Annotated in this window: 31 protein-coding genes and 2 pseudogenes; 24 read left to right on the top strand and 9 right to left on the bottom strand. The window is 30.6% G+C overall.

Features of this window, described 5'->3' with window-relative positions; genetic code table 11:
• Positions 1–7 precede the first annotated feature (7 nt).
• The 5 genes from JQN76_RS13780 to pepG1 all read left to right on the top strand — a co-directional run bounded on the left by JQN76_RS13780 (position 8) and on the right by pepG1 (position 5017).
• The gene (locus tag JQN76_RS13780) at positions 8–3790 is read left to right on the top strand and encodes a phage tail spike protein (RefSeq protein WP_001836550.1); all 3783 of its coding nucleotides are present in this window, start codon (positions 8–10) and stop codon (positions 3788–3790) included.
• On the top strand, positions 3783–3935 hold the full coding sequence (locus JQN76_RS13775; protein WP_001000058.1) for a hypothetical protein: 153 nt from the start codon (positions 3783–3785) through the stop codon (positions 3933–3935). Before JQN76_RS13780 ends, JQN76_RS13775 begins: the two co-directional genes overlap by 8 nt.
• 45 nt (positions 3936–3980) lie before the next feature.
• Entirely contained in the window at positions 3981–4268 is a 288-nt protein-coding gene (locus tag JQN76_RS13770) for a hypothetical protein (protein ID WP_001262620.1), read from the top strand.
• Positions 4269–4323: 55 nt separating this feature from the next.
• The gene (locus tag JQN76_RS13765) at positions 4324–4698 is read left to right on the top strand and encodes a hypothetical protein (protein ID WP_000340977.1); all 375 of its coding nucleotides are present in this window, start codon (positions 4324–4326) and stop codon (positions 4696–4698) included.
• A 184-nt stretch (positions 4699–4882) separates the two neighbouring features.
• The gene (gene pepG1 / locus JQN76_RS13760) at positions 4883–5017 is read left to right on the top strand and encodes a type I toxin-antitoxin system toxin PepG1 (RefSeq protein ID WP_000880502.1); all 135 of its coding nucleotides are present in this window, start codon (positions 4883–4885) and stop codon (positions 5015–5017) included.
• A gap of 52 nt (positions 5018–5069) precedes the next feature.
• On the opposite strand, the gene JQN76_RS13755 is transcribed toward pepG1, so the two are convergent.
• Positions 5070–5177 carry a hypothetical protein gene (locus tag JQN76_RS13755; RefSeq protein WP_001791821.1) on the bottom strand — a complete coding sequence of 36 codons (108 nt, stop codon included), beginning with the start codon at positions 5175–5177 and terminating at the stop codon, positions 5070–5072.
• Positions 5178–5228: 51 nt separating this feature from the next.
• On the opposite strand from JQN76_RS13755, the gene JQN76_RS13750 reads away from it, so the two are divergent.
• The 5 genes and pseudogenes from JQN76_RS13750 (at position 5229) to scn (ending at position 8779) form a co-directional block, all read left to right on the top strand.
• On the top strand, positions 5229–5483 hold the full coding sequence (locus JQN76_RS13750; protein WP_000611512.1) for a phage holin: 255 nt from the start codon (positions 5229–5231) through the stop codon (positions 5481–5483).
• Between the two features lie 11 nt (positions 5484–5494).
• Positions 5495–6250, top strand: coding sequence for a CHAP domain-containing protein (locus tag JQN76_RS13745; protein WP_000861038.1), 756 nt, complete (start codon positions 5495–5497; stop codon positions 6248–6250).
• A 190-nt stretch (positions 6251–6440) separates the two neighbouring features.
• Positions 6441–6932 (top strand): staphylokinase, encoded by a 492-nt coding sequence (gene sak / locus JQN76_RS13740; protein ID WP_000920041.1) that lies wholly within the window; start codon positions 6441–6443, stop codon positions 6930–6932.
• Positions 6933–7580: 648 nt separating this feature from the next.
• Positions 7581–7919 (top strand): annotated as a pseudogene (locus tag JQN76_RS13735) (SH3 domain-containing protein); the annotation flags it as partial.
• 509 nt (positions 7920–8428) lie between these two features.
• Positions 8429–8779, top strand: coding sequence for a complement inhibitor SCIN-A (gene scn / locus JQN76_RS13730; RefSeq protein WP_000702262.1), 351 nt, complete (start codon positions 8429–8431; stop codon positions 8777–8779).
• A 52-nt stretch (positions 8780–8831) separates the two neighbouring features.
• Here scn and JQN76_RS13725 read toward each other — a convergent pair whose 3' ends face one another.
• The 4 genes from JQN76_RS13725 to JQN76_RS13715 all read right to left on the bottom strand — a co-directional run bounded on the left by JQN76_RS13725 (position 8832) and on the right by JQN76_RS13715 (position 10151).
• Positions 8832–9092: a hypothetical protein gene (locus JQN76_RS13725; protein ID WP_001791826.1), complete on the bottom strand. Its 261-nt coding sequence runs from the start codon at positions 9090–9092 to the stop codon at positions 8832–8834.
• On the bottom strand, positions 9071–9379 hold the full coding sequence (locus JQN76_RS14295) for a hypothetical protein (RefSeq protein ID WP_001792927.1): 309 nt from the start codon (positions 9377–9379) through the stop codon (positions 9071–9073). The genes JQN76_RS13725 and JQN76_RS14295 overlap by 22 nt, the downstream gene beginning before the upstream one ends.
• Before the next feature lie 23 nt (positions 9380–9402).
• A complete protein-coding gene (locus tag JQN76_RS13720) occupies positions 9403–9582 on the bottom strand; it encodes a hypothetical protein (RefSeq protein ID WP_000669789.1) in 180 nt (59 codons plus the stop codon).
• A 371-nt stretch (positions 9583–9953) separates the two neighbouring features.
• Positions 9954–10151, bottom strand: coding sequence for a phospholipase (locus tag JQN76_RS13715; protein ID WP_000239610.1), 198 nt, complete (start codon positions 10149–10151; stop codon positions 9954–9956).
• A 388-nt stretch (positions 10152–10539) separates the two neighbouring features.
• On the opposite strand from JQN76_RS13715, the gene eap reads away from it, so the two are divergent.
• Both eap and JQN76_RS13705 read left to right on the top strand, forming a co-directional pair.
• Positions 10540–12603 carry an extracellular adherence protein Eap/Map gene (gene eap / locus JQN76_RS13710; RefSeq protein WP_031864371.1) on the top strand — a complete coding sequence of 688 codons (2064 nt, stop codon included), beginning with the start codon at positions 10540–10542 and terminating at the stop codon, positions 12601–12603.
• 10 nt (positions 12604–12613) lie between these two features.
• Entirely contained in the window at positions 12614–12904 is a 291-nt protein-coding gene (locus tag JQN76_RS13705; RefSeq protein ID WP_001792929.1) for an MAP domain-containing protein, read from the top strand.
• Positions 12905–13182: 278 nt separating this feature from the next.
• Here the strand turns inward: JQN76_RS13705 and JQN76_RS13700 are convergent, their stop codons facing one another.
• On the bottom strand, positions 13183–14469 hold the full coding sequence (locus JQN76_RS13700; protein ID WP_001068523.1) for an aminotransferase class I/II-fold pyridoxal phosphate-dependent enzyme: 1287 nt from the start codon (positions 14467–14469) through the stop codon (positions 13183–13185).
• A gap of 199 nt (positions 14470–14668) precedes the next feature.
• Here JQN76_RS13700 and JQN76_RS13695 point away from each other — a divergent pair, with 199 nt between their 5' ends.
• From JQN76_RS13695 to pmtD, 7 genes are all read left to right on the top strand, one after another.
• On the top strand, positions 14669–14767 hold the full coding sequence (locus JQN76_RS13695; RefSeq protein ID WP_000990056.1) for a Trp-rich small protein: 99 nt from the start codon (positions 14669–14671) through the stop codon (positions 14765–14767).
• A gap of 242 nt (positions 14768–15009) precedes the next feature.
• Positions 15010–15186 (top strand): SE1626 family protein, encoded by a 177-nt coding sequence (locus tag JQN76_RS13690; RefSeq protein WP_000681968.1) that lies wholly within the window; start codon positions 15010–15012, stop codon positions 15184–15186.
• Positions 15187–15444: 258 nt separating this feature from the next.
• Positions 15445–15825 carry a PSM export ABC transporter transcriptional regulator PmtR gene (gene pmtR, locus JQN76_RS13685; RefSeq protein ID WP_000691584.1) on the top strand — a complete coding sequence of 127 codons (381 nt, stop codon included), beginning with the start codon at positions 15445–15447 and terminating at the stop codon, positions 15823–15825.
• A complete protein-coding gene (pmtA, locus tag JQN76_RS13680; protein ID WP_000991303.1) occupies positions 15822–16718 on the top strand; it encodes a phenol-soluble modulin export ABC transporter ATP-binding protein PmtA in 897 nt (298 codons plus the stop codon). The genes pmtR and pmtA overlap by 4 nt, the downstream gene beginning before the upstream one ends.
• On the top strand, positions 16719–17399 hold the full coding sequence (pmtB, locus tag JQN76_RS13675) for a phenol-soluble modulin export ABC transporter permease subunit PmtB (protein WP_000645725.1): 681 nt from the start codon (positions 16719–16721) through the stop codon (positions 17397–17399).
• Positions 17396–18268: a phenol-soluble modulin export ABC transporter ATP-binding protein PmtC gene (gene pmtC, locus JQN76_RS13670; protein WP_000763048.1), complete on the top strand. Its 873-nt coding sequence runs from the start codon at positions 17396–17398 to the stop codon at positions 18266–18268. The genes pmtB and pmtC overlap by 4 nt, the downstream gene beginning before the upstream one ends.
• The gene (gene pmtD / locus JQN76_RS13665; RefSeq protein WP_001221651.1) at positions 18268–19008 is read left to right on the top strand and encodes a phenol-soluble modulin export ABC transporter permease subunit PmtD; all 741 of its coding nucleotides are present in this window, start codon (positions 18268–18270) and stop codon (positions 19006–19008) included. The genes pmtC and pmtD overlap by 1 nt, the downstream gene beginning before the upstream one ends.
• Before the next feature lie 65 nt (positions 19009–19073).
• Here pmtD and JQN76_RS13660 read toward each other — a convergent pair whose 3' ends face one another.
• Positions 19074–19637: a thioredoxin family protein gene (locus JQN76_RS13660; RefSeq protein ID WP_000182842.1), complete on the bottom strand. Its 564-nt coding sequence runs from the start codon at positions 19635–19637 to the stop codon at positions 19074–19076.
• 120 nt (positions 19638–19757) lie between these two features.
• On the opposite strand from JQN76_RS13660, the gene JQN76_RS13655 reads away from it, so the two are divergent.
• From JQN76_RS13655 to JQN76_RS13645, 3 genes are read left to right on the top strand one after another with little or no spacing between them, the layout of a single operon-like run.
• Positions 19758–20282: a membrane protein gene (locus JQN76_RS13655; RefSeq protein WP_000966288.1), complete on the top strand. Its 525-nt coding sequence runs from the start codon at positions 19758–19760 to the stop codon at positions 20280–20282.
• Positions 20283–20341: 59 nt separating this feature from the next.
• Positions 20342–20899 carry an HAAS signaling domain-containing protein gene (locus JQN76_RS13650; RefSeq protein WP_001033971.1) on the top strand — a complete coding sequence of 186 codons (558 nt, stop codon included), beginning with the start codon at positions 20342–20344 and terminating at the stop codon, positions 20897–20899.
• Positions 20896–21738 (top strand): DUF4097 family beta strand repeat-containing protein, encoded by an 843-nt coding sequence (locus JQN76_RS13645; RefSeq protein ID WP_000713070.1) that lies wholly within the window; start codon positions 20896–20898, stop codon positions 21736–21738. The genes JQN76_RS13650 and JQN76_RS13645 overlap by 4 nt, the downstream gene beginning before the upstream one ends.
• Positions 21739–21794: 56 nt before the next feature.
• Here the strand turns inward: JQN76_RS13645 and JQN76_RS13640 are convergent, their stop codons facing one another.
• Positions 21795–22835 carry a C45 family autoproteolytic acyltransferase/hydrolase gene (locus tag JQN76_RS13640; protein ID WP_001836821.1) on the bottom strand — a complete coding sequence of 347 codons (1041 nt, stop codon included), beginning with the start codon at positions 22833–22835 and terminating at the stop codon, positions 21795–21797.
• A 450-nt stretch (positions 22836–23285) separates the two neighbouring features.
• On the opposite strand from JQN76_RS13640, the gene JQN76_RS13635 reads away from it, so the two are divergent.
• Both JQN76_RS13635 and JQN76_RS13630 read left to right on the top strand, forming a co-directional pair.
• On the top strand, positions 23286–23459 hold the full coding sequence (locus tag JQN76_RS13635) for a hypothetical protein (protein WP_000267034.1): 174 nt from the start codon (positions 23286–23288) through the stop codon (positions 23457–23459).
• Positions 23460–23805: 346 nt separating this feature from the next.
• Positions 23806–24014, top strand: a pseudogene (locus JQN76_RS13630) (transposase); the annotation flags it as partial.
• A 17-nt stretch (positions 24015–24031) separates the two neighbouring features.
• Here JQN76_RS13630 and JQN76_RS13625 read toward each other — a convergent pair.
• Entirely contained in the window at positions 24032–24433 is a 402-nt protein-coding gene (locus JQN76_RS13625) for a YolD-like family protein (protein ID WP_000205106.1), read from the bottom strand.
• Positions 24434–24526: the final 93 nt, after the last annotated feature.

Genomic DNA, 24526 nt, shown 5'->3' with positions numbered 1-24526 from the left:
TGAGAGTGTGATACATGTTTTAGATTTTAACGACAAGATTATAGATTTCCTTTCTACTGATGACCCTTCCTTAGTTAGAGCGATTCATAAACGTAATGTTAATGACAATTCAGAAATGCTTGAACTGCTCATATCATCAGAAAGAGCTGAAAAGTTCCGTGAACGACATCGTGTTATTATAAGGGATTCAAACAAACAATGGCGTGAATTTATTATTAACTGGGTTCAAGATACGATGGACGGCTACACAGAGATAGAATGTATAGCGTCTTATCTTGCTGATATAACAACAGCTAAACCGTATGCACCAGGCAAATTTGAGAAAAAGATAACTTCAGAAGCATTGAAAGATGTGTTGAGTGATACAGGTTGGGAAGTTTCTGAACAAACCGAATACGATGGCTTACGTACTACGTCATGGACTTCTTATCAAACTAGATATGAAGTTTTAAAGCAATTATGTACAACCTATAAAATGGTATTGGATTTTTATATAGAGCTTAGTTCTAATACCGTCAAAGGTAGATATGTGGTACTCAAAAAGAAAAACAGCTTATTCAAAGGTAAAGAAATTGAGTATGGTAAAGATTTGGTTGGGTTAACTAGGAAGATTGATATGTCAGAAATCAAAACAGCATTAATTGCTGTGGGACCCGAAAACGACAAAGGAAAGCGTTTAGAGTTAGTTGTGACAGATGACGAAGCACAAAGTCAATTCAACTTACCTACCCGTTATATTTGGGGAATATACGAACCTCAATCAGATGATCAAAATATGAATGAAACACGGTTGCGTTCTTTAGCCAAAACAGAGTTAAATAAACGTAAGTCGGCAGTTATGTCATATGAGATTACTTCTACTGATTTGGAAGTTACGTATCCGCACGAGATTATATCAATTGGTGATACAGTCAGAGTAAAACATAGAGATTTTAACCCGCCATTGTATGTAGAGGCAGAAGTTATTGCCGAAGAATATAACATAATTTCAGAAAATAGCACATATACATTCGGTCAACCTAAAGAGTTCAAAGAATCAGAATTACGAGAAGAGTTTAACAAGCGATTGAACATAATACATCAAAAGTTAAACGATAATATTAGCAATATCAACACTATAGTAAAAGATGTTGTAGATAGTGAATTAGAATACTTTGAACGCAAAATACACAAAAGTGATACACCGCCAGAAAATCCAGTCAATGATATGCTTTGGTATGATACAAGTAACCCTGATGTTGCTGTCTTGCGTAGATATTGGAATGGTCGATGGATTGAAGAAACACCAAATGATGTTGAAAAATTAGGTGGTATAACAAGAGAGAAAGCGCTATTCAGTGAATTAAACAATATATTTATTAATTTATCTATACAACACGCTAGTCTTTTGTCAGAAGCTACAGAATTACTGAATAGCGAGTACTTAGTAGATAATGATTTGAAAGCGGACTTACAAGCAAGTTTAGACGCTGTGATTGATGTTTATAATCAAATTAAAAATAATTTAGAATCTATGACACCCGAAACTGCAACGATTGGTCGGTTGGTAGATACAAAAACTTTATTTCTTGAGTATAGAAAGAAATTACAAGATGTTTATACAGATGTAGAAGATGTCAAAATCGCCATTTCAGATAGATTTAAATTATTACAGTCACAATACACTGATGAAAAATATAAAGAAGCGTTGGAAATAATAGCAACAAAATTTGGTTTAACGGTGAATGAAGATTTGCAGTTAGTCGGAGAACCTAATGTTGTTAAATCAGCTATTGAAGCAGCTAGAGAATCCACAAAAGAACAATTACGTGACTATGTAAAAACATCGGACTATAAAACAGACAAAGACGGTATTGTTGAACGTTTAGATACTGCTGAAGCTGAGAGAACGACTTTAAAAGGTGAAATCAAAGATAAAGTTACGTTAAACGAATATCGAAACGGATTGGAAGAACAAAAACAATATACTGATGACCAGTTAAGTGATTTGTCCAATAATCCTGAGATTAAAGCAAGTATTGAACAAGCAAATCAAGAAGCGCAAGAAGCTTTAAAATCATACATTGATGCTCAAGATGATCTTAAAGAGAAGGAATCGCAAGCGTATGCTGATGGTAAAATTTCGGAAGAAGAGCAACGCGCTATACAAGATGCTCAAGCTAAACTTGAAGAGGCAAAACAAAACGCAGAACTAAAGGCTAGAAACGCTGAAAAGAAAGCTAATGCTTATACAGACAACAAGGTCAAAGAAAGCACAGATGCACAGAGGAAAACATTGACTCGCTATGGTTCTCAAATTATACAAAATGGTAAGGAAATCAAATTAAGAACTACAAAAGAAGAGTTTAATGCTTCTAAAAGAACACTATCAAGAGTGTTAGCAGACATCACTGTAAATGCTATGAAAGGCATCTATTTAAGGTATGACGAAAATGGGGCGATTACTTCACATACTATTGATAAAGATGGCGTGAAAATTAGTGGCGATAAAGTTGATATAACAGCGAATAGAGAATTTAATGTAGTCGCAAATAATATTAATAACAAAGTTGGTAAAAATGACATTGTTAATAGCCTAAACTTATCAAATGAAGGTCTTGACATCAATGTGAATAGAATTGGTATTAAAGGCGGAAATGCTAACCGTTATGTACAAGTTCAAAATGATTTTATTGAACTTGGCGGAATCGTACAACGAACTTGGAAAGGCAAACGATCAACCGATGATATATTCACACGTCTTAAAGATGGACATCTAAGGTTTAGAAATAATACCGCAGGCGGTTCACTTTATATGTCACATTTTGGTATTTCAACATATATTGATGGAGAAGGCGAAGACGGAGGTTCATCCGGTACTATTCAATGGTGGGATAAAACTTACAGTGATAGCGGTATGAATGGCATAACAATCAATTCTTATGGCGGTGTAGTCGCTTTAACATCTGACTACAACCGAATTATTATCGATTCATATGCTTCAGCTAATATTGAAAGTAGAGAAGCACCGATATATTTATCTCCGAACACCAAAAATAAACCTGGTTTAAACCGATTCGCATTCACATTATCAAACGCTGATAGTGCATACGAAACTGACGGTTATATCATGTTTGGTTCAGATGAAAACTATAAGTACGGTGCTGGATTAAGATTTTCTAAACGTAGCAATAAAGGATTGGTTCAAGTCGTTAATGGTGACTATGCTACAGGCGGAGACACTACAATTGAGTCAGGTATGGGCAAATTCAACTTAGTTAAACGAAGAGATGGAAATAGTTACGTTAGCATTCAAAGTTATGATTTATTGGCGGTAGGTTCTGATAATGCTGGCGATAGAGTCGCTTCTAATTCTATTTATAAGCGTACTTATTCAGCACCTGCTAACTTACACATTACTTCTGCTGGAACAATTGGGCGTGCTACTTCTGCCAAAAAGTATAAAATTTCAATCGAAAATCAATATATCAATGAAGACGATCAGTTCAGTCATTCAAAAGAGATTTTAAAGCTTCCAATTCGTACATGGTTTGACAAATATGAATCGGAAATAATGGCTAAAGAATTGGAAAGTGGTAAAAAGTTATCTGATGATACTTTTAAACTTAGTCGACATACTGGCTTAATAGCGGAAGAGGTTGAAGAATTAGGATTTAATGAATTTGTTATTTATGATGACAACGGAGAAATCGAAGGTATCGCATACGATAGACTTTGGGTTCATTTAATACCTATTATTAAAAACCAGCAATCAAAAATCGAAAAACTGGAGGAATTAATAAATGAATGATAGCAATCAAGGTTTACAAGCCAATCCACAATATACAATTCACTATTTATCGCAAGAAATCACAAGACTAACACAAGAAAATGCAATGTTAAAAGCATATATACAAGAACAAAATGAAAAAAGCAAAAGTGCTGAGGAAGAGTAATCCTTGGCACTATTTTTATACAAAAATTTAAGGAGGTCATTTAATATGGCAAATGAAATTATCAAAAAAACAGAGAGATTTATTTTAGTACAAATTGACAAAGAGGGAACAGAGCGCGTTTTGTATCAAGATTTTGTAGGCAGTTTTACAACGTCCGATTCAGCAAGTTATGCACAAGATTTTAAATCTGAGGAAAACGCTAAAAAGATTGCTGAAACTTTAAATCTTTTATATCAATTAACAGGCAATCAAAACGGTGTGAAAGTTGTGAAAGAAGTTGTGGATAGAACTGACTTGTCATCTGATAAATCAGTTGATAGCGAAATAATGTAACTATACTAAGTTATGAGCATTACGCTCATAGCTTTCTTAGAAAGTAGGTGTAGTTTTGGATGATATTCAGAAAATAAAAAAAGAGCTTTCTGAATTAGTTGAACGTGTTGATGATGTTGAAATACTAGCAAACGAAACAGCTGATCATGTGCTTGAACTTAGAGAGGAACATAAGCAACATCATAATGAACTAAGAGAATCTCATAAAGAACTTAAAGATAAGCAAGATAAAGTTGTAGATGAGAATTTAGAGCAAACAAAGATATTAAACAGAATTGAAGAAAGATATCAAACGCAAGTAGATGTTGCGCAAAAAAATGAAGAAAAGACACTCGCCCAAAATAAATGGCTCGTAGGTGCCATATGGGCGCTTGTAACAATTGTTATGATTGCAGTCATTACTGCATCAATTACTGCGTTATTACCTTAAGGGAGGTGGACATAATGAGTTGGGCAAGATGGTTGTCATGTTATTTGTATGGTCGTAAATGTAAATAATGTTTTTGGTCAGTGCATCGGCACTGGCTTTTTATTTATTGTTGTAATTATGGTAATATGCAGAAGTGAGCAAGTTGGATAGATGGTGGCTATCTGAGTATAAGGAGGTGGTGCCTATGTTGGCATTACTGAAATCTTTAGAAAGGAGATGCCTAATGATTACAATTAGTACCATGTTGCAGTTTGGTTTATTCCTTATTGCATTGATAGGTCTAGTAATCAAGCTTATTGAATTAAGCAATAAAAAATAACCATCGCTAACTTTGGCTGGTTTCGATGGTTAAATGGTTATTAATTTAATCTTTAATCTAAAATAGCCACCGTCTTTTTAACGGGCTCATTAGGGTAACATGTTTGCGCATGTTGCCCTTTTTCTATATATAAATTAACACACCATAATATAAATATCAAATAGACGGCTTATTAGTCGTCTTTTTATTTTGGGTAAAAGGAGATAAGAATATGATTAATTGGAAAATTAGAATGAAACAAAAATCATTTTGGGTAGCGATATTGTCAGCTATCTTTTTATTTGCTCAAAACATCGCAAAAGCTATTGGGTATGATATCCAAGTTTATACAGAGCAATTAACAGACGGTTTAAACGCTATATTAGGATTTTTAGTATTAACTGGTGTGATTCAAGACCCGACTACTAAAGGTATAGGTGATAGCCACCAAGCTTTAGAATATGAAGAACCAAGAAGAAAATACTAGGAGGTAAAATAATGAAAACATACAGTGAAGCAAGAGCAAGGTTACGTTGGTATCAAGGTAGATATATTGATTTTGACGGTTGGTATGGTTACCAATGTGCAGATTTAGCAGTTGATTACATTTATTGGTTGTTAGAAATTAGAATGTGGGGAAATGCAAAAGATGCAATCAATAACGATTTTAAAAACATGGCAACAGTATATGAAAACACACCATCGTTTGTTCCACAAATAGGTGATGTGGCTGTATTTACCAAAGGAATATATAAACAATACGGTCATATTGGTTTAGTGTTTAATGGTGGTAATACAAACCAATTTTTAATTTTGGAACAGAACTATGACGGTAACGCAAATACGCCTGCAAAGTTACGTTGGGATAATTATTACGGCTGTACTCACTTTATTAGACCTAAGTATAAAAGTGAGGGCTTAATGAATAAGATCACAAATAAAGTTAAACCACCTGCTCAAAAAGCAGTCGGTAAATCTGCAAGTAAAATAACAGTTGGAAGTAAAGCGCCTTATAACCTTAAATGGTCAAAAGGTGCTTATTTTAATGCGAAAATCGACGGCTTAGGTGCTACTTCAGCCACTAGATACGGTGATAATCGTACTAACTATAGATTCGATGTTGGACAGGCTGTATACGCGCCTGGAACATTAATATATGTGTTTGAAATTATAGATGGTTGGTGTCGCATTTATTGGAACAATCATAATGAGTGGATATGGCATGAGAGATTGATTGTGAAAGAAGTGTTTTAATTCTTAGGTTAAAATGTTAAATATTTGTTAATTATTTTTTAATGTAAGTTTAGTTTCTTTTAATATTTTATTGATTTTTAATATTTTCTCAATATAAAATGAAGTTGTTGATATTTATCATCTTAAATAAGGGTGTTAGCTATAAAAAGAGATAAATAAAAACAAATATATTATATTTGGAGGAAGCGCCATGCTCAAAAGAAGTTTATTATTTTTAACTGTTTTATTGTTATTATTCTCATTTTCTTCAATTACTAATGAGGTAAGTGCATCAAGTTCATTCGACAAAGGAAAATATAAAAAAGGCGATGACGCGAGTTATTTTGAACCAACAGGCCCGTATTTGATGGTAAATGTGACTGGAGTTGATGGTAAAGGAAATGAATTGCTATCCCCTCGTTATGTCGAGTTTCCTATTAAACCTGGGACTACACTTACAAAAGAAAAAATTGAATACTATGTCGAATGGGCATTAGATGCGACAGCATATAAAGAGTTTAGAGTAGTTGAATTAGATCCAAGCGCAAAGATCGAAGTCACTTATTATGATAAGAATAAGAAAAAAGAAGAAACGAAGTCTTTCCCTATAACAGAAAAAGGTTTTGTTGTCCCAGATTTATCAGAGCATATTAAAAACCCTGGATTCAACTTAATTACAAAGGTTGTTATAGAAAAGAAATAAAACAAAATAGTTGTTTATTATAGAAAGCAATGTCTTGCTTGAATATGTGTAGTGAAAATTATCTTTCATCAAATTCTCATTCATGCACGAATGGCTCTTCCCCACCTAATCAGATATTAGGTGACTTATGGGGAGAAATCAGTTAGGATGAAAAAGTGGATAATCCTTTTTTTAGGCAGGTACTTCGGTACTTGCCTATTTTTTTATGTTATAATCTTTCTAGACGTATTCAAAGGACGTCTTTTTAGAACGTATGTTATAGCTAGCTTTCGGGCTAGTTTTTTGCTATGATGTGTTACACATGCATCAACTATTTACATCTATCCTTGTTCACCCAAGCATGTCACTGGGTGTTTTTTTCTTATGATAGAGAGCATAGTTTTCATACTACTCCCCCGTAGTATATATGACTTTAGCATTCCCGTATAATAGTTTACGGGGTGCTTTTTATGTTATAATTAACTGTATATAGTAGGAGTGAACTATATAGCCTGTTAAGTGGCCTAGTAACCTAACACTTATCCTGCAATTGATATCCTTTTTGCCCTTCACTCGATACATATATCTCAACAACATAGAAATATTACAGTCGCTACACCGCATCTTAAATGGTGTGGTTATTTTTATTGGAAGTGTGTATCAGGTATCAGTAATGTTAAAACACCAGCTAAAAATGAAAAGAATTCACCAGTGCCAGCAGGTTATACACTCGATAAAAACAATGTACCGTATAAAAAAGAGACTGGTTATTACACAGTTGCCAATGTTAAAGATAATAACGTGAGGGATGGCTATTCAACTAATTCAAGAATTACAGGTGTATTACCCAATAACGCAACGATCAAATATGACGGCGCATATTGCATCAATGGCTATAGATGGATTACTTATATTGCTAATAGTGGACAACGTCGTTATATAGCGACAGGAGAGGTAGACAAGGCAGGTAATAGAATAAGCAGTTTTGGTAATTTTAGCGCAGTTTGAAAAAAAGTGTGTAAAGTTTTATATGAAGTTAATTAATTTATTATAGAATAGTTTAAAATTATGCTATAATCATTTTAGACACAGCAATGTGTTCAAATTTTCATCTATTCATAAGCTAGCCTTCGGGCTAGTTTTTTGTGTTATATATTTGTTTTAATTAAATAAAATTAGATAATGCAATAGTAGCCATTTTATGTTAATATTACCTTGGGCGTTTTCAAGGAGCGCCTTTCATTTTTTATGTATTGCTCCCCTTCGGGCTAGTATATTAAATTTATTTTTGCGCTTTCCAAATCAATGTATATGTGTTATATTGTTTATGGGAAGTAGGTAAGCATTTCGGTGCTTACCTTTTTTTGTTTTTCTATAAATACAATAAGGTATGTCAATTTGATAATTTATTGATTTTCATTTAATAAGAAGATCTATATAGTTAATGAATAATTAATGTACTTTTTTTTAGTTAGTCATTAAAATAAATTAGTACTAATTACTAAGGAGAATAAAAAATGAAAATTAGAAAATCTATACTTGCGGGAACTTTAGCAATCGTTTTAGCATCACCACTAGTAACTAATCTAGATAAAAATGAGGCACAAGCTAGCACAAGCTTGCCAACATCGAATGAATATCAAAACGAAAAGTTAGCTAATGAATTAAAATCGTTATTAGATGAACTAAATGTTAATGAATTAGCTACTGGAAGTTTAAACACTTATTATAAGCGAACTATAAAAATTTCAGGTCTAAAAGCAATGTATGCTCTTAAGTCAAAAGACTTTAAGAAAATGTCAGAAGCAAAATATCAACTTCAAAAGATTTATAACGAAATTGACGAAGCACTAAAAAGTAAATATTAAAAAAACCACCCTTTTACGGGTGGTTTTAATTTTCTAGATAATATAAAAGTGTTCATAAATAAAACAGTATAGGCAAACAATAAAGTATTGAAAAAAGTAAGTTTAATATGAAAATTGTTAAATGAACGACATCTTTTGTTTTTATAAATATCAAGAAAATAATCAAACTCAAAATAAATAACGTAACTGTAGTCATAGGCGTCCATACATAATCAGCATTAGTCATTAAGAATGGTGCAGCCATTATGAAAAAATTTATAATGCAGATGAAATAGACAATTAGACTATAAATTAGGTAAATAACAATACACACCCTTCATAAATAAATAATTTAAATCCTATATATTTTAACAAAAGTAAAACACAGAAGTGTAGAAAATAAAAAATATTGGTAAATAAAATCAATAAGTTTAACCAATATGTTGCTCGCTTCATACCGTATATTGCAACAAAAATTCCGATCAAGAAAAATATAGCCCCTATGATAAAACAGAAATCCGATGCTGAACTATTAAAAAATGAGGTGTTTAGAGTTAGAAAATGAGTTAATGAGTTGACTATAACTAATAAGATATTAATTATATTTGTATGGTTCTTCACATGATACCTCCAAGTAAAAAAATCTAATTAATAAAGTGAATGCTTGATGAACAAGCAGTTATTCCAAACAGAATCAATAAGAAAAGTAGAATCAACATGCTAATGCCCCATAAACAACCCTTTTCACTTTCTCTATTATTAATTTCTTGACTTCTTTTAAAGATATTATTACTTTTACATTCTTTAGTTGTTTTAAATTTCACGTTTTTATTACTTCCTTTTGTCTAAAAGTTTACAATGAATTTTTGATTATAATAATATATTCAAAATAGTACTATCTAGTTTGATATGTCAAGCAATATTATTATAAAATTGGAATTCTGAGTTGTCTACTCTAATTTATTATATTTACCTATAAAAATACACCTCAAAAAATAGATTTTTCAGTCTAGCTTTTGGGGTGTACATTCCACACAAACATGTGATTATTTTGATGTTTCTATTAAACTTGTAATTTTAAATTTAAAGTCCCTAAAAAGTCCCTAAAATTTTATTTTATATGAGGTATTATTGATAATGATAAAGTTATAAACCTTGATATTATGCTGTTTTACTTTTTGAATGATAAGTAATTTTATGTTAAAAGTCTCCAGTTTGGATACAAAACGGTCGATAACATATAAACGTTATGACTAACTAACTTCAAATCAGTATCATCTTTCTTAGATTCGGCTTTGGCACTATTGTCAGTAAGTGCACCAACTAATAATAAATTTGCTAATGCAAGTGTTGCAACTTTTTTTAGTGAATTGGATTTTGTTTTTTTCACCATCATTATCACTCCTTTTATATAGCTTACAACAAAATAGATGCAAAATTGATTAACTAAATTTAAATTAATTATTAAATCGAATTTATATTTTTAAGTAAATGTTTTTTGAGTATAAAGATGCTGTAAATATAATTGACAAATGTAATCGGAATTAAGAAATGAAGATTGTTATGACATTTAAGTTTGAAACTTGGTATAAACAAAATCAAACAACATTTTAGGTATTGTAAATTAGTTAGTTAATCAAAATTAAAAGAACTTTTAACAGTGTTAAAAAATTATTGTTAAAGATAATTTATTATTAATATTCAGTTAATTCAAAAAATAGAGAAAGTCTGGCTATAATAAAGTTGCAATCACGAATTACATAAAAAAGGAGAGATAATTTATGAAATTTAAGTCATTGATTACAACAACATTAGCATTAGGCGTTATAGCATCAACAGGAGCAAACTTTAATACTAACGAAGCATCTGCCGCAGCTAAGCCATTAGATAAATCATCAAGTACATTACACCATGGACATTCTAACATCCAGATTCCATATACAATTACTGTGAACGGCACAAGCCAAAACATTTTATCAAGCTTAACATTTAATAAGAATCAAAATATTAGTTATAAAGATATAGAGAATAAAGTTAAATCAGTTTTATACTTTAATAGAGGTATTAGTGATATCGATTTAAGACTTTCAAAGCAAGCGGAATATACGGTTCATTTTAAAAATGGAACAAAAAGAGTTATCGATTTGAAATCAGGTATCTACACAGCTGACTTAATCAATACAAGTGACATTAAAGCTATCAGTGTTAACGTAGATACTAAAAAGCAACCTAAAGATAAAGCTAAAGCAAATGTTCAAGTGCCATATACAATCACAGTGAACGGCACAAGCCAAAACATTTTATCAAACTTAACATTTAATAAGAATCAAAATATTAGTTACAAAGATTTAGAGGATAAAGTTAAATCAGTTTTAGAATCAAATAGAGGTATTACCGATGTTGATTTAAGACTTTCGAAGCAAGCGAAATATACAGTTAATTTTAAAAATGGAACGAAGAAAGTTATCGATTTGAAAGCAGGTATTTACACAGCGAATTTAATCAATTCAAGTGATATTAAAAGTATCAATATTAACGTAGATACAAAAAAACATATCGAAAATAAAGCTAAAAGAAACTATCAAGTTCCATATTCAATTAATTTAAATGGTACATCTACAAACATTTTATCGAATCTTTCATTTTCAAATAAACCTTGGACAAATTACAAAAATTTAACTAGTCAAATAAAATCAGTACTGAAGCATGATAGAGGTATTAGTGAACAAGATTTAAAATATGCTAAGAAAGCTTATTATACTGTTTATTTTAAAAATGGTGGTAAAAGAATCTTACAGTTAAATTCAAAAAATTACACAGCAAACTTAGTTCATGTGAAAGATGTTAAGAGAATTGAAATTACTGTTAAAACAGGAACTAAAGCGAAAGCAGACAGATATGTACCATACACAATTGCAGTAAATGGCACATCAACACCAATTTTATCAGATTTAAAATTTACAGGTGACCCACGTGTAGGCTACAAAGATATCACTAAAAAAGTTAAATCAGTATTGAAGCATGATAGAGGTATCGGGGAACGTGAATTAAAATATGCAAAAAAAGCAACTTACACAGTACATTTTAAAAATGGAAAGAAAAAAGTGATTAATTTAAACTCAAAAATTAGCCAACTGAATCTGCTTTATGTTCAAGATATTAAAAAGATAGATATCGATGTTAAAACAGGGTCAAAAGCGAAAGCGGATAGCTATGTACCATATACAATTGCAGTAAATGGCACATCAACACCAATTTTATCAAAGCTTAAAATTTCGAATAAACAATTAATTAGTTACAAATATTTAAATGACAAAGTGAAATCTGTATTAAAAAATGAAAGAGGTATCAGTGATCTTGACTTAAAATTTGCGAAACAAGCAAAATATACAGTATATTTCAAAAATGGAAAGAAACAAGTAGTGAATTTAAAATCAGACATCTTTACACCTAATTTATTTAGTGCCAAAGATATTAAAAAGATAGATATTGATGTTAAAACAGGGTCAAAAGCGAAAGCGGATAGCTATGTACCATATACAATTGCAGTAAATGGCACATCAACACCAATTTTATCAAAACTAAAAATTTCGAATAAACAATTAATTAGTTACAAATATTTAAATGACAAAGTGAAATCTGTATTAAAAAGTGAAAGAGGCATCAGTGATCTTGACTTAAAATTTGCGAAACAAGCAAAATATACAGTATATTTCAAAAATGGAAAGAAACAAGTAGTGAATTTAAAATCAGACATCTTTACACCTAATTTATTTAGTGCCAAAGATATTAAAAAGATTGATATTGATGTAAAACAATACACTAAATCAAAAAAAAATAAATAAATCTAATAATGTGAAATTCCCAGTAACAATAAATAAATTTGAAAACATAGTTTCAAATGAATTTGTGTTCTATAATGCAAGCAAAATTACAATTAATGATTTAAGTATAAAACTTAAATCAGCAATTGCAAATGATCAAGGGATAACTAAACATGACATAGAACTTGCTGAACGCGCAGTGTATAAAGTGTATTTTAAAAATGGTTCGTCAAAATATGTAGACTTAAAAACTGAGTATAAAGATGAAAGAGTATTTAAAGCAACTGACATTAAAAAGGTAGATATTGAACTTAAATTCTAATCTTTAATTTTATAATAAGGCATCTCACAATCGTGGGGTGCCTTTTACATTTGTAGAGATGTGATGCTTGAATGTTTGAAGTGATTTGCCAAAAGTTATATAAATTTGTACCAAATAAATTAAATTTTGTTAGGAGAGATGTATAAAACTAATTAGGTATAGTGTTTGACAAGTTGCTGAATAAAATATATCTTATGATACTTTGAAAGAAGGAATAATTTTAAAAATAAAAAACCAATAATCCGAGTCATACTCATCAGATTATTGGTTGAAATTAATTATCTTAAGTCATCAATCGCTTTAGCAATTGAATCAAATACATGTGGGATATCTTCTTTTTCTACACAGCTAAACGCAATACGAATATCTGTTGCATTAAGTGCAATAACACCAATTGAATATTTTTCAATTAAATGTTTACGAAGTTCTTCAGGGTCAACATCATGAACTTTTATTGCCATAAAGTATCCAGAGTTAAAGTCATAGGCTTGCCAATGTGAATGATATTGATCAGCATAGACAACTTCCTTAGTGACTTCATAGCGCTCTTTTAATGTTTGAATATTTTGTTCGATTTCTTTATCGAATTGTTTATTATTTTTTAATACATGCTTAACAGCGCTTTGTGTTGGAAGAGGTCCACTAGAAATGTTACTTCGTATAAGACCTTTTACTTTGGCTTCTAATACTTCTTTAGTTGTTTGATCAGACGTTCCAAATGTCATAAACCCAACACGGAATCCCCATGCGAAAAATTCTTTTGTTGCACCATCTAAACGAACAGGTAATATTGCATTTGAATTTAAATTAGATAATGCAGTAAATAATGATTGAGTATACACATCTTCATAGAATAAACCATAGTATGCGTCATCCACAACAGCTATAACTTTTGTACCTTTATCAGCTAATGCTTTAATTGCATCGACGATGGTAGTCACTTCTTTATGCGTAGGTGTGTAACCTGTCGGATTATTAGGATAATTTAAAATCATAATGACTTTATCTTTATTGTATGATTGTAAAGCTTCTACAAGTGAATCAGTAGTATAATGCCCGTCTTTATCAAAGATAGGATATGTTTGAAGGTTTGCACCATTTCTCGTATTGAAAACAAGTTTGTAATTACCCCAATTATGATCTGGTAACAAGATAGTGTCACCTTGATTTACAAATAAATCGCCAACTAAAGATAAACCATGTGTTAATGCATTCGTAACAATTGGTAGTGACATGTTGTCGATTGATAGCTCTGGATTGTCACGCAACATTTTTTGTTGCCATAAATCACGTAATTCTTCGATGCCTTGTGGTGGCGCATAAGGGAATATTTCATCTGGAGTTAAATCATTAAACATTGCATCTAAAGATGATGCAAACATTTTTCCGTCTTTGTTTGTCGCCATACCTATAGTTGCATTATATGTTGTACTCTTTGCTTCAGCAGATTGAGATAAAATGCCTTTTGGATAAAACATATTTTGACCTAAGTCAGATAACATTGCAAAGGCAGTTGCATTTGACTGTTGAAGTTGTTCATTTAAGCTTTGGGCTAAAGGATTCATTATTGCTTAACCTCTCTTTAAAAAAATTGTATGCCTATATATTATCTTCAATTATACCAAAGATAAAGTGTTGTTGGTGAATTAACGAATAATATGTAAAATCTGCTGCCAAAATACGAACATATGTTCTGTTTTTATGTTAGAATAGGTGTAGGTCATCCTTCAGTATGATACTTTAGTCGAACGGAGGTGTAGTGTAATGATGTGGTGGCAAGAAGGGATGATGACACTTATTACAGGTGGCTTACTAATTATTTTTCGACTTTGGTTAGAACTGAAATGGAAAAATAAAAAATGATCCTACACACATAAATAACCCCAAGTCTGCTGGTACCAGACTTGGGGTTGTGTAGTATAATTCTGTGGATACACTTAAATAATATCATTGAACACAATATATCGCAATCAATAATCATTTTGATTGAATGGTTTTGTTGCGCTATTTTAGTTGAAAGTGATTAGTACCTTGAACTTTTGAAATTCAATAACTTATTAAAAAAATTTATATTTGTTATAATGTCGATGTTGAGGTGAAATAAATTGAAACATCTAACAAAAATATTTGTAGTACTTGCAATTATTTTATTTATTATTGGTTATTATTTACAAGCAACTAATCATGAAAGCCAAGGTATAAAATTATTATTAGCAGCGATTATGTTTATGATTTGTGCTTTTATAAGTAGAAGTAATGATCGACGTAAAAATAGTAAATAGAATTGACTGTTTAAAACGATTGTTTATGTTGACGCTACGGTTGTCACGTAGAGATTAAAGACATTCGTTTTAGCAGTCTTTTTTATTGAAGTAGACAATGCAAGATTAAATGGTAGTGTCATTTCATTTTATTCAACTGCTAGTAATACAATACTCAGTGTTATTTCTGAAGACTGGTTGATAATGAGACATGCATATTTACAAAACTGTGTATATTGTGTATATTGTATATATACAGAAAGTGATAGGGGGACGTTGATGAAAATAATTTTAAAAAACAATAGTGATTTTCCGATTTATGAACAGATTAAGCAACAAGTAAAACAAAATATTTTAAAGGGACATGTTGCTCCTGGAGAGCATTTGCCGTCAATGAGAGAACTTGCCAAAGATCTTCAAGTAAGTTTGATTACTACCAAACGTGCTTATGAAGATTTAGAGAAAGACGGTTTTGTTACAACAATTAGAGGAAAAGGGACCTTTGTTAAGGAGCAAGATAGTTCTATTTTAAAAGAGAAACAATTTTTTACCATTGAAAATTTGGTTAAAGAATTGGTTAATGAAGCGCAAGCCATCGAAATGTCACTTGAGGAACTTCAAGATATTTTAACGTTCATTTATGAGGAGGAATCATCATGAATGCCATAGAATTAAGTAATGTTAATTATTCAAGTGATCAGTTTAATTTAAAGAATATCTCTTTCAAAGTTCCTCAAGGATTCGTCACTGGTTTTATTGGTAGAAATGGCGCTGGTAAAACCACAATAATAAGGTTAATTATGGATTTGTATCAACCACAAACTGGTGTTATTAGAGTATTAGAAGAGGATATGGCTCTCAATCCGATAGAGTTAAAGAATAGAATTGGGTTTGTTTACTCTGAAAATTATTTTAATGAGAGATGGACTACGAAGCAACTTGAAAAAATGATTGCCCCTTTTTATCGTAAATGGGACCATCAAGTATTTGAATTTTATCTTGAAAAGTTCGATTTACCAATCAATAAATCAATAAAAACATTTTCGACTGGGATGAAAATGAAATTATCACTAGCAGTTGCATTTTCACATCATGCTGAATTGTATATTTTTGATGAGCCTACTTCAGGTCTTGATCCCTTAGCTAGAAATGAGCTATTGGAGATAATTCAGCAAGAATTAATTGATGAAAATAAAACAATATTCATGTCGACACACATTATCTCAGATTTAGAAAAAATAGCTGATTATATCATTCACTTAAGTGACGGTGAAGTTATCTTAAATGGTTCAAAAGAACAACTGTTACAAAGATATCAAGTTGTGAGTGGTGCTATTGAGGACCTTGATGATGAATTAGCATCTCTACTTATTTATGAAGAACATAAGCGTACGGGATTTATAGGATTAACAGAACATGCGCAAGTATTTAAAGAAATTTTAGGTCATAAAGTGAATATCACTACACCTTCTATTGAGAACTTAATGGTTTATCTTGAAAAGAGAAAACCTAAATATCATGAAAGCATCAAATTGATGGAAGAAGGTTTTTAAATGAAGGCATTGTTAATTAGGAATTTTAAATTACGACGATATACACTTATCATCTATGTTCTATTATTAACCTTATATCCTTTTTATATAATGCTTGACTCAACAAAGTTCTTTTACCTATTGCAATCTTTTATAAGTCCAACAATATTGATTATTTGGATTTTAGATGCTGGTCACTTATTTAGACTCAATCGTAGATTAGGTGGTAATGATTCATATTATTTTTATATGAGTTTACCAGTGTCAAAAAAACAATTGCTTAATGCCAACTATATTACATGCATTGTTTTAACATTAATTGGAACGCTTGTTATTAGTTTATATGCTTATGAAGCAGATGTGATTGAACCAAATTCAATCTATTTTTCAACTGCATATGCATTTGTCATATCTAACTTCTTGTCTATACCAATTGCATTTAGTCAATTTACAGAATTGCGTAGAGTCAAAGTGCCATATGGTATATACGTGTTTACTATTATCATTTTAGTTCCATTTTTATTTTCAATTGCAATAGTGTTGATGAATTATTTTGTTCTAAGTCAATCATCATTCCCAGATCTATATTCATATATTTTAAATATTGGTTTTCTAATTATCAGCATTGTTATACTTATTGTTAATTATTTTAAACAGCTCAATAAAATAAATACTAGAAAATTTAAAGGAGGCAGTCGATGAAATTAGAACATATTACAAAAAAATACGGCTCAAATGTCGTTTTAAATGATATTGATTTTGACTTTGGCGATAGTAGAATTGTCGGATTAATAGGAAAAAACGGTGTTGGTAAAACAACCGTTATGAAAGTAATGAATGGTAATATTATTAAATTTGATGGAAAAGTAGACATTGATAATGCAGATAATATCGGTTTTTTAATTGAGCATCCTAAATTATATGATAATAAATCAGGATTGTATAACTTGAAATTATTTGCACAAGTATTAGGTAAGGGTTTTGATAAAGCATACACAGACAAAATTATAGATGCATTTGGTATGAGACCTTATATTAAAAAGAAAGTTAAGAAATATTCAATGGGGATGAAGCAAAAGTTAGCAATTGCAGTATCTTTAATGAATAAACCTAAATTTTTAATCTTGGATGAGCCTACAAATGGTATGGATCCAGATGGCTCAATTGATGTGCTGACTACAATTAAGTCTTTAGTAAATGAACTTGATATGAGAATTCTAATATCAAGTCATAAGTTAGAAGATATTGAATTAATTTGTGATAGAGCTGTATTTTTAAGAGACGGACATTTTGTTCAAGATGTAAACATGGAGGAAGGTGTTGCATCTGACACAACGATAGTTACTGTTGATCATAAAGACTTTGATAGAACTGAAAAATATCTTGCAGAGCATTTCCAATTACAAAATGTCGACAAAGCAGACGGACATTTAATGATCAATGCACAAAAAAATTATCAAGTTATACTAAAAGCATTATCTGAATTAGATATTTATCCGAAATATATTGAAACACGTAAAAGTTCATTGCGTGATACGTACTTCAATATAAATCAAAGAGGTGATAAATAATGAGAATTTTAAATTTAGTTAAGTATGATTTTTATAGTATTTTTAAAAGTCCTTTAACATATTTAGCGATACTAGTCGTATCTAGTTTGATTGCAACTCAAAGTATACTTATGGCAAATTCGATGGATAACCCGAAACATATTATTGTCTATGGATCTGTATTTGCTGCAGCAAAATGGTTATTGTTAATAATTGGTTTAATGTTTGTTGTTAAGACAATTACGCGTGATTTTTCACAAGGTACAATTCAACTATATATGAGTAAAGTTAAAACACGCGTTGGATACATTATTTCGAAAACAATTTCAATTATTTTAATTTCAATATTATTTGCATTAATTCATTATGTGATTTTGATTGTTGTGCAGGCATCTAGTAATGGAAAAAATTTGGCGTTTTCTAAATATGTAGATAATTTATGGTTCTTCCTAATCTTTTTACTATTCTTTGGCTTGTTTTTATTCTTAATCACACTTGCATCACAAAAAACAGCAATGATATTTTCATTAGGTGTATTTTTAGTACTCATTGTACCGTTTATTAAACCTTTTATTACATTTATCCCAAGATACGGTGAAAAAGTTTTAGATGCTTTTGATTATATCCCTTTTGCTTACTTAACTGATAAAATGATTAGCTCTAACTTTGATTTTAGCAATTGGCAATGGGTAATTTCATTAGGTTCTATAGTGATATTCTTCATTTTGAATATCTTATATGTCGCTAAAAAAGACATTTAATAAAAATAATTTTGAGGTTGGGAATTTTAAATTTTCCCAACCTCAAAGTTTGTCTTATTGTAAATTTATTTATTTTCTAATTTATTTAGGATGGAATTATAAACTGCTTTCCAAAATGAAGCGTCAGTTTTATAGCGGTTTGATATAACTAAGTGTGTTTCTTTTTCTAAATCTGCATAGTCTGGATGATCTTTGCTCGGTAATTTATCAGCACGAACATCAGTTACAAATTTTTGGACTTCATTTGCTCTTGGTCCCCAAACTGTTTCTTGTTCGAATTGATCATTCAAGAATACGAAGATAGGAATTGCACGTGATTTACCATTTGTTAAATATTGATCGATCAGTTTTGTATCATCATCTCTATGGAACACGCGTACTTCTAAATTTAATGCTTCACTGATGTGTTTTAGAATTGGGAGATTCATCATTGCATCTCCACACCAGTCTTCAGTAATTACTAATACTTTAGAATAATTCATCTCTTTTATTTTTTTGATGCGTGAATCATCTTCTGGTAACTCAAATGATTGATAGATACTGAGAACGGTATCTTGATTTGTCTTCATTCCATCAATGTATTCATTTAAGGGTTGGCTATTTTTGAAATAAGTTTCTAAATTTGTCATTGTAAAAACCTCCTTTAGCATTTACAACATTATACCAATTTATAGTAATAAAAGGTAATGAAATAAATTAATTGCAAATTCTTTGTTAATTTTTGTTAAGGATGAAACGGGAAGCACCTTATGCTATATTTAAATAAGTACAAAGAAAGGGTGACATCAGTGCGTATTCAAAATCGCTGGGTTGTGTTTATATTATTTTTAATCTGTTCTTTTGGTGTATTAATTGGTTTATATCAATATCGTCATACGAAAACTGTGGATTTGTCTAATCTTGAAATAAACGATATTAAATTAAATGAGAAGTTTGATAAAAAAGGCTATGAAGTAAATAAAAAAATTAAGTTTGATCGTTTTAAATTTTATAACAGTAAAGCTCACCCTGATCTTACCGTTAAAGTGAGAGAAAAGGATAACATCGTTAAGGGGATAATATTAGTAAGAGATGAAAAGATACATACTAATTTTGATGGGGGAATTGGTTCGCCGATAAATAACGCGATTGAAAATCTTGGATTCGGATATAAAAGAACAAAAGTTGGCAATGATTTCTCATCGGTAAAGTATATTGATAGAGATAACCATTTAAAATTAAACTTACTTTATCAAGATTTAGAAATTAAACGTATTGAATTTTTTAGTAAATAGCTTTAGGTCTTAAAGTTATAAAAAACGAATGAATAATTTTATTGGGATGAGTGACCTATATGAACAAGATTACTTATTTAAATGAATTAGAAACAGCACTTGATGCGCTACCTAGGCATTTAAGAGATCAAAAAATGTATGAATATGAACGTTATTTTTATGAGCAAGAACTTAATGGCGTTGATGAAGGGGAAATTTTAAAGAAGTTAAAAGACCCACAAGATGTTGCAGCTGAAACAAAAGCTAGAAGTGTTATTGATTATGCTGAATCTAAACCAACATTTGAAAATATTTCAAGAGCTGTTGCTGCTTCATTAAGTTTAGGCATTCTATCTATTTTTGTCATCCTTATACCAGTATCTATAGTTGGATTATTTGTATTAGCATTATTTTTAATATCACTTTTGCTGTTGTTTTGTCCAATTATTTTATTAGCATCAGCAATATCCAGAGGAATTGTGGACTCAATTAGTAATGTATTTTTTGCCATATCATATTCAGGATTAGGATTAGTATTTATCATTGTCATATTTAAGATTTTAGAATACATTTATCGTTTAATCTTAAAATATTTACTTTGGTATATTAAAACTGTCAAAGGAAGCGTTAGAAAATGAAGAAATTCTTTTTTATTGGGCTTTTAGTGTTTGTTGTCTTTTTTACAGCAGCAACCATTATTTGGTTCAGCTATGATAAAAACAAATATGGTACTAAACAATATGATAAAACATTCAAAGACGATGCTTTTGACAATGTATCTATAAATTTGGATAGTACAGAACTTCGTATAAAACGGGGGAATCAATTTAGAGTTAAATATGATGGTGACAATGATATATTAATTAATATAGTAGATAAGACGTTGAAGATTAGTGATAAAAGGTCTAAGACAAGAGGATATGCAATTGATATGAATCCTTTTCATGAGAATAAGAAAACGTTAACGATTGAAATGCCTGATAAAATGATTAAACGTTTAAATCTATCATCTGGAGCAGGAAGTGTTAGAATCAGTGATGTTGATTTAGAGAACACAAGTATTCAAAGCATTAACGGTGAAGTAGTTATTAAAAACTCAAATCTTGACGCACTAGATTCAAAGACAAATAATAGTTCTACTTATATTAGTAAAAGTAACATTGAAAATAGCAATATTAAAGTTGTTATTGGTACGCTACAAATCGACAAGAGTCAAATTAAACAATCCATATTTTTAAATGATCATGGTGACATTGAATTTAAAAACATGCCATCAAAAGTAGATGCAAAAGCTTCTACTAAACAAGGAGATATTCGTTTTAAGTATGATAGTAAACCTGAAGACACTATACTAAAGCTAAATCCGGGAACGGGTGATAGCGTAGTTAAAAATAAAACATTTACTAATGGTAAAGTTGGGAAAAGCGACAATGTTTTAGAATTTTATACGATTGATGGTAATATCAAAGTTGAATAAATAAAGGATGTAAGCACCGATATTAGGAAGCATAATTTCTCTAATATCGGTGTTATTTATTTGTTGGCAAAAGTTAAGTCGGTATCTATATTGCCAGTAAAGTGAGTGATATTAAGGTCTTGACCATCTAACCTTGATTTGAAATCTATTATTTCTGGTGGCGCATTTTCTCCCAATGTAAAATATGCAGTTAATGTTTCAGGGTGATACATTGATGTATGGATGGTGCCAGACCAGCTTTTGAATAGTTTACTGTAAATTTCATACTGAGGATTATTGAATAACTTAAATGCTGTAGTCATATCTAAATTATCATTAGTTTGTGAAATGGTACGCGCCAGTCTTTCTTTAGATTCTTTTGTATAATTGCGATTTTCATGTGTTAATATTTCAAAATGATTTGTACATATATTATCATAACGAACATCTATTGATCTCGGCGTCACTTCAACAATTGCATGGTTCAATGATTTGTCCATCAGTATGTAGCTAAATGAGCTTCTGTGTGGTATTTCTTTCAATAATTGGATTGCTTCTGTTACATTTCGGCAATTTTCAAGAATTAGACGACCAATCATATAACATACAAAACCATTTGCTGGTTTCTTCCGGTGCATAAAGTTATAGCCCATAGTTAATCCTGACTCATTCATACCATCCATTCTTCCAGTTACCCTTGATACAGGACCAATTTGAGCTAAACCGCTATCTGTAGGTTGATAAAGTAAGTAGCGACCATCATAAGTTGCAGGGTGGTAATCATAATTTCTAACCATGAAGTCTTTGCCTTGAAAGACCGTGCAACCACTTTCTTTTAAATCGGTAAAACGATAATGTCCAAAGTTTAAAATAATTTGGCGTGTTGGCATTTTGAGTATACTTTGTAGTCCCATTAATTCTTCCCATATTTGAGGTGCGTATGTTTGGAATATTTGATAAGTTTCATTTACATCTATATCGAAACGTGGGACACGTTTTTTCCATTCTTTTTCTCGATTTTTTAGAAGAGGTGTTTGTTGAAGCCATTTACCAGTTTTAACACCTAACTCGAAATGTGAACCTCTAAAAGTCATAATATCTGATGTCACTTGTTGCATATCATCGGCCCCTTTCTTTTTAGTTGTAATATATTGTAAATAAATAGTAATCGTATGTATATTGAATGTCATGTTAAATAAAGTTATATTTTACTAAATGAAATATAAAATTGTTTGAGGTGATTTCTCGGTGTATAAGACTTATCAATCAGTTAAAACATATTTTTATAGATGGTGGGGATATTGAGTTAAAAACTTAAAATCATCTTATCATAAATATCAATCTTAAGTTAGCATTCACGATAATAGTCATTGTTAACATTAGCATATAAGGTCATGTCACGTTGAAACAGAGGTTCCTCGGCATTTTTGAAAATAATCATTAGCTTGCTCGCTATATAATTTGATGAATATATTTCGTAAAAGTGGGTATTTATTTAATGATTATTCTATATATGATAGTATAATGAAATGTAGATAGGTATTTAATTTAACAGAGGTGAAATTGAGATGTGGAATTTTATTAAATGTGTGTTTAAATTCGTATTTAGCTTAGTTGCTATTACAACATTAGTTGCTGGTGTTGGTGTAGTAGCATTTGCTTATATCTTTAAAAAAGATTTTGAAGATATTGAAAGAAAAACTAAAGAAATTATTTCTGATATTGAAAGTAAAAATAACTAATAACATTTAGAGGCTGGGACATAAATCCCTAAAAAACAGCAGTAAGATAATTTTCAATTAGAAAATATCTTACTGCTGTTCTCTATTTATACAATACTTCGTATTGAATGGCTTCGCTTTCCTAGGGTGCCGTCTCAGCCTTGGTCTTCGACTGGCACTGCTCCCTCAGGAGTCTCGCCATTAATACTACGTATTAACATGTAATTTTACTTTGAAATACTTTTAAAAAATAAGACACTTTGCCCAACTTGCACATAAATGTAAAATTCAATAAAATGAATTTTCTGTGTTGGGTCCCTTCTTATAATTTAATAAATACCACTAAACTAAATTAACGAGGTGCCTTATGTATAAAAATTATAACATGACCCAACTACACTACCAATAGAAACTTCTGTTAGAATCCCTCAAAATGATATTTCACGATATGTTAATGAAATTGTTGAAACAATACCTGATAGCGAATTCGATGAATTCAGACATCATCGTGGCGCAACATCCTATCATCCAAAAATGATGTTAAAAATCATCTTATATGCATATACTCAATCTGTTTAATTATGTTCAAAGCATTAAGGTAACAAGACAATATCTAAGATATCAAAGATAGAAATTTTTTGACGTTGTTGCTGATTGTAAACATAACCATCAATTTCATAATTAATAGCATCAATACGATAAATGGTTAAGCGTACTGAATCTACAAAGCCATTATTATAAAATTTAACTTCTACAGGTTGGGCATATTGTAGCGCCTCGTGTAGCCGAATGTTTAGCTCAGCCAATTGATCATCTGATAATACAGGACGTGTAATTTTGTTTTGGTCGATAATGTATTGTTGAATCGTTTCGAATTGTTCGGGTAATGTTGCAAAAGGAGCCCATTTAATCATGCCTCTTCCCATAGGTATATTGTTATCTAGTAATTCTCTTGGAACGTTACGATAATCAGTTTCTTCTTCATAACTTGTCATCCTTAATTCACCCCAATCTGATAATTACATTATACGAACATGTGTTCTATTTTGCAACAAAAATTTTGTGGAAGCATAAACGCGTTAATAATT

Source organism: Staphylococcus sp. SM3655 (genome assembly GCF_016917315.1).
In the GTDB taxonomy this organism is placed as follows: domain Bacteria; phylum Bacillota; class Bacilli; order Staphylococcales; family Staphylococcaceae; genus Staphylococcus; species Staphylococcus aureus.
Note: the sequence above shows the minus strand (reverse complement) of the source record. Positions and strands in the feature narration are given on the sequence as shown.

Excerpts from the sequence above, each read along its gene's own strand:
- JQN76_RS13650 (WP_001033971.1), top strand. The coding sequence starts at position 20,342 with ATGAACAAGATTACTTATTTAAATGAATTAGAAACAGCACTTGATGCG.
- JQN76_RS13770 (WP_001262620.1), top strand. The coding sequence starts at position 3,981 with ATGGCAAATGAAATTATCAAAAAAACAGAGAGATTTATTTTAGTACAA.
- JQN76_RS13745 (WP_000861038.1), top strand. The coding sequence starts at position 5,495 with ATGAAAACATACAGTGAAGCAAGAGCAAGGTTACGTTGGTATCAAGGT.
- JQN76_RS13625 (WP_000205106.1), bottom strand. The coding sequence starts at position 24,433 with ATGACAAGTTATGAAGAAGAAACTGATTATCGTAACGTTCCAAGAGAA.
- pepG1 (WP_000880502.1), top strand. The coding sequence starts at position 4,883 with ATGTTGGCATTACTGAAATCTTTAGAAAGGAGATGCCTAATGATTACA.
- JQN76_RS13775 (WP_001000058.1), top strand. The coding sequence starts at position 3,783 with ATGAATGATAGCAATCAAGGTTTACAAGCCAATCCACAATATACAATT.
- JQN76_RS13655 (WP_000966288.1), top strand. The coding sequence starts at position 19,758 with ATGCTATATTTAAATAAGTACAAAGAAAGGGTGACATCAGTGCGTATT.
- pmtC (WP_000763048.1), top strand. The coding sequence starts at position 17,396 with ATGAAATTAGAACATATTACAAAAAAATACGGCTCAAATGTCGTTTTA.
- JQN76_RS13645 (WP_000713070.1), top strand. The coding sequence starts at position 20,896 with ATGAAGAAATTCTTTTTTATTGGGCTTTTAGTGTTTGTTGTCTTTTTT.
- pmtB (WP_000645725.1), top strand. The coding sequence starts at position 16,719 with ATGAAGGCATTGTTAATTAGGAATTTTAAATTACGACGATATACACTT.
- JQN76_RS13700 (WP_001068523.1), bottom strand. The coding sequence starts at position 14,469 with ATGAATCCTTTAGCCCAAAGCTTAAATGAACAACTTCAACAGTCAAAT.
- JQN76_RS13750 (WP_000611512.1), top strand. The coding sequence starts at position 5,229 with ATGATTAATTGGAAAATTAGAATGAAACAAAAATCATTTTGGGTAGCG.
- JQN76_RS13660 (WP_000182842.1), bottom strand. The coding sequence starts at position 19,637 with ATGACAAATTTAGAAACTTATTTCAAAAATAGCCAACCCTTAAATGAA.
- pmtD (WP_001221651.1), top strand. The coding sequence starts at position 18,268 with ATGAGAATTTTAAATTTAGTTAAGTATGATTTTTATAGTATTTTTAAA.
- JQN76_RS13695 (WP_000990056.1), top strand. The coding sequence starts at position 14,669 with ATGATGTGGTGGCAAGAAGGGATGATGACACTTATTACAGGTGGCTTA.
- JQN76_RS13640 (WP_001836821.1), bottom strand. The coding sequence starts at position 22,835 with ATGCAACAAGTGACATCAGATATTATGACTTTTAGAGGTTCACATTTC.
- pmtA (WP_000991303.1), top strand. The coding sequence starts at position 15,822 with ATGAATGCCATAGAATTAAGTAATGTTAATTATTCAAGTGATCAGTTT.
- eap (WP_031864371.1), top strand. The coding sequence starts at position 10,540 with ATGAAATTTAAGTCATTGATTACAACAACATTAGCATTAGGCGTTATA.
- JQN76_RS13715 (WP_000239610.1), bottom strand. The coding sequence starts at position 10,151 with ATGGTGAAAAAAACAAAATCCAATTCACTAAAAAAAGTTGCAACACTT.
- scn (WP_000702262.1), top strand. The coding sequence starts at position 8,429 with ATGAAAATTAGAAAATCTATACTTGCGGGAACTTTAGCAATCGTTTTA.
- pmtR (WP_000691584.1), top strand. The coding sequence starts at position 15,445 with ATGAAAATAATTTTAAAAAACAATAGTGATTTTCCGATTTATGAACAG.
- sak (WP_000920041.1), top strand. The coding sequence starts at position 6,441 with ATGCTCAAAAGAAGTTTATTATTTTTAACTGTTTTATTGTTATTATTC.
- JQN76_RS13635 (WP_000267034.1), top strand. The coding sequence starts at position 23,286 with ATGTGGAATTTTATTAAATGTGTGTTTAAATTCGTATTTAGCTTAGTT.